Genomic DNA, 2,639 nt, shown 5'->3' with positions numbered 1-2,639 from the left:
GCTTGGTCCGCTCGAATTTACCCTTGGCCATTTTCGACTCCCAAAAGGAATTTCACAGGTTGCGCCGCGCGCAAACAGACACTGACTTGTACTGCTGGTGCCCATGGGCAGGATCGAACTGCCGACCTCTCCCTTACCAAGGGAGTGCTCTACCACTGAGCCACATGGGCGCTTTTACGCTTCAACTTCACGGTCTGGAGCGGGTGAAGGGAATCGAACCCTCGTCGTAAGCTTGGAAGGCTTCTGCTCTACCATTGAGCTACACCCGCACGGGCGACTAACGATTCCCTACCGCTCTTTCAGCTGATGTTCTTGGTGGAGGAGGTTGGATTCGAACCAACGTAGGCGTAAGCCAACAGATTTACAGTCTGCCCCCTTTAGCCACTCGGGCACCCCTCCGTAGAGAACTGACGATTATGGGGGTGCATCGCACTCCTGTCAAGCACATCCGGAAGATTATTTTCACTCTCTTCCCAACACTTGCTCTGCCACCGATCTTCGCCCCCTGCCCGGCTAAGGCAAGCACGCGATGTTGCCGATCGGCGCCACATCTTCGTCAGACTCCGTTTCCAGCGACAAACTTCATCTGCGCTAAAAACGAAAGACCGCCATCATAAGGCCTCCGGCGCACAATGCCAAGCGGGTAAGCACAAAATTTCCGCAAATTTCGTGCCGGAAGGCTCCGGCACCCCGTCCCGCGGCATTCGCGGGGCTTCAGCTCGGTTACCGATGGATGGCACGGGCCCCTTGCCGAGTACCGCGGGGCCGCCTGGTCGCGCCCAATGTGCCGGCACGCGCAACAGCGTTTGCTCGTGAGCATTCCGGCATCCGCACCGGACATTGCGCCCTTGCCTTCGGCACGGGTTCCTGGTCACCCCACCCTATATTTGCCGACTTCGGCGGTACGCGCGATACCATCCCGGGTCACCTGCCCGCCCCCGGTTCCAACCCTCATGCGCCTGCTTGCTCTTGTAATGGCTTTCATGGCGTTGACCGCACATGCCGCCGGCCCGGCTGATGCCTGGTGCCGCTCGAGCACGATCGCAAAGGTTCGCCAGCAGGCGCTGGCTGAAAGCCACGCCGCGGGACGCTCAGAGGCAGTCGCTGCGCTCGCAGCGTACGACCGATTAAAGCCGGCGCTCGATGCCCGATGCCTGGAATCGACGCGCCTTGACTCGCCCTCGGTGCGCCGCATGAATCAGGATGCGATCGCGTATGTGTGGCTACTCAACGACGCCTCCGCGTACCTGATCGCCGCACGCGCCCGAGATAACCCGCCTCAAGACGAGTCCGGCAGTCCAGCCTGCCTCGGCGTGCTGCAGCCATTGCTAGGCGACGACGTGCGCCCACGCCCTGGGGTGCCCCGCAACCTCGGTGCCGCCATCGTGGCGAATGTCCTGCAGTGCGGCACTCGTTGCGTCACCCCGTCGTGCAAACCGACCAACGTCAGCATCTGGTCGGCGTATCGCAGCGAATCCGCGGCGTACACACGGCATCCCGCATGCGCGTACGATGCCCGCCTCGTGCAGCTGAACGAGGGAATCTGCGTCGGGTTCGACGCGGGCGCTTTCGCCACGTCCCATACGTACGACGACGCCGGGAAATTGACATGCGACGATCAGTCGACAACGTCCGCCACTCGTTGCCCGGCAATGCTCGTGCTGACTCGGGATCACGGCCGGAACACGACGCGCCGGTTTCCGCCAGCCGAGCATTCCGCGCTCAGCGATCCGAGTACCGCGTGCACGGTGCGATCGACCGGTGTCGACGCAGGCGGCACACACTTCGCGTTGATGGGTGAAGGGCGAGACTGTTTCGGCGGCACCGCCTATTCGCTCATCGAAGAGATCTACGTGTTGCGAGATGGACAACCCGTGCTTGTCAAAAGGAACAGCGCCGACTTCTGATGGCAGCCAGCCCGCGAGTTCGCACACATCTCGGTTGGCGCCAAGATCGAGCCTTTCTTTGCAGTGCGCGACGCACGCCGCTGGCTTGGCCTCGAATGATCCAATTTCAATGATGATGGGTGAAATTGAGCCGAGAACGTCGCTTGATAGCGACACGGCGCCAGCCCTGGCAAAGTTCAGTCGCGCGACTTCAACTAGCGACGAGCGCTCAGAGCTCGCGTCAAAAACACGCTGACAGCCGGGCATACGGCATACGGCGCCTGGCTCGCGCGAACCGCATGCAGGGTGCCGGTATGCGTTGTAGCCGCAGAATGGCGACCGTAATTTTGGCAGACGATGCGTTCAGTATGGTATTGAACTGGGCAAGATAATCGATCATTGGGCCGCGGGACGATGCCACATCAAACCGAGCCCGGTGACGAACAAATCCGTGACGGATGACTGCAGCGCAGAAGTTGGCGGGTGTAATCGGCCTGGCTGCCGACTTGACCGCTGTCGCTGCGAACAATGAGCGGATGGGAAGAGGTCGGTCTCGGCAGTTCGAGTTGTCGCTGCGCGGTCGATCCGAGTACCCCGAGCACGTTTCGCCAACCGCGTAGGCGGCCGGCTCCGGACTGAATCAACGCCATCGAAGCGCCAGCTCCGGCCGCACCACCCTTCGCCGACCCTGAGTGCATTTCCTTCGCCGAAATGCAAAAACCCCCGCCTTTCGGGCGGGGGTTTCTGGCTTAG

Annotated in this window: 1 protein-coding gene and 3 tRNA genes; 1 reads left to right on the top strand and 3 read right to left on the bottom strand. The window is 61.5% G+C overall.

Going from position 1 to position 2,639, the window contains the following annotated elements:
* Positions 1 to 95: 95 nt before the first annotated feature.
* The 3 genes from VL15_RS38090 to VL15_RS38080 all read right to left on the bottom strand — a co-directional run bounded on the left by VL15_RS38090 (position 96) and on the right by VL15_RS38080 (position 399).
* Positions 96 to 170 (bottom strand) — tRNA-Thr (locus tag VL15_RS38090).
* A 25-nt stretch (positions 171 to 195) separates the two neighbouring features.
* Positions 196 to 269, bottom strand: a tRNA-Gly gene (locus VL15_RS38085).
* Between the two features lie 44 nt (positions 270 to 313).
* Positions 314 to 399: transfer RNA gene (locus VL15_RS38080), tRNA-Tyr, on the bottom strand.
* A 554-nt stretch (positions 400 to 953) separates the two neighbouring features.
* Between VL15_RS38080 and VL15_RS38075 the strand changes: the two genes are divergently transcribed.
* A complete protein-coding gene (locus tag VL15_RS38075) occupies positions 954 to 1,907 on the top strand; it encodes a hypothetical protein (RefSeq protein WP_155420412.1) in 954 nt (317 codons plus the stop codon).
* The last annotated feature ends 732 nt before the right edge of the window (positions 1,908 to 2,639 follow it).

Source organism: Burkholderia cepacia, from assembly GCF_001039005.1.
In the GTDB taxonomy this organism is placed as follows: Bacteria; Pseudomonadota; Gammaproteobacteria; order Burkholderiales; family Burkholderiaceae; genus Burkholderia; species Burkholderia theae.
The sequence above is the reverse complement of the archived record's forward strand: the minus strand, read 5'-3'. Positions and strand labels throughout refer to the sequence as shown.

Excerpts from the sequence above, each read along its gene's own strand:
- VL15_RS38075 (WP_155420412.1), top strand. The coding sequence starts at position 954 with ATGCGCCTGCTTGCTCTTGTAATGGCTTTCATGGCGTTGACCGCACAT.